We start from the raw sequence: 745 nt of genomic DNA on the forward strand, positions 1-745 counted from the left end.
ACCTGGACCTGCCGCGGGCCACCGCGATCGCCCGCGGCTCCGCCGACCTGCCCGAAGAACTCTTGCCCGCGTTCGAGGCCGGGGTCCTGCCCCAAGCCGGCGAGATCACCGTGGACAGTGTGCGGGCCCGTGCCCGCAAGGCCCGTGAACGCCTGCACCCCGAAAGCCTGACCGTCCGTCATGAACGCGCGAACCAGTCCCGGAACGTCGGTCTCGTGCCGCAGGATGACGGGATGGCCGAAGTCTGGTTGCGCTGCAGCGCGGACAAGGCGGTGATGGTGTTCAACCTGGTCCAGGCCCTCGCGAAGAAGCTGCAGGGCCCCGACGAGGCCCGGACCCTGCCCCAGCTGCGCGCCGACGTCATCACCGACCTGATCCTCAACCCAGGTACCTGCAACGGCAGCTGTACCGGCAGCGCAGCCACCGGGACCGGAACCTGTATCGGCGCCGGCAGCGGCGCGGGGACTGGTGCCGGCGCGGGGGTGACGGCCAGCGTCGCGGTCACGTTGTCGTTGGAGACCGCGGCGGGGTTGAGCGAGGAACCCGGTGAACTCGCCGGGTACGGGCCGATCCCGCCGGACATGGCCCGGAAGCTCGCCGGACTGACGGAATCGTGGCTGCCGGTGTTGACCGATGGATACCGCAACGCGATCGCGGCCGCGAAAGACCTGCGGCACCCGCCCGAATGGCTGAAACGACTCGTCCGGTTACGCGACGGGCACTGCAGCGGCCCCGGCTGCCGCGT

Annotated in this window: 1 protein-coding gene; it reads left to right on the forward strand. The window is 70.7% G+C overall.

Annotated elements, in window-relative coordinates; genetic code table 11:
* Positions 1-745: DUF222 domain-containing protein (locus tag AC5RWO_RS21445; RefSeq protein ID WP_498733954.1), on the forward strand; the 745-nt coding region annotated here is incomplete at both ends.

The organism is Arthrobacter sp. B055-34 (assembly GCF_059090425.1).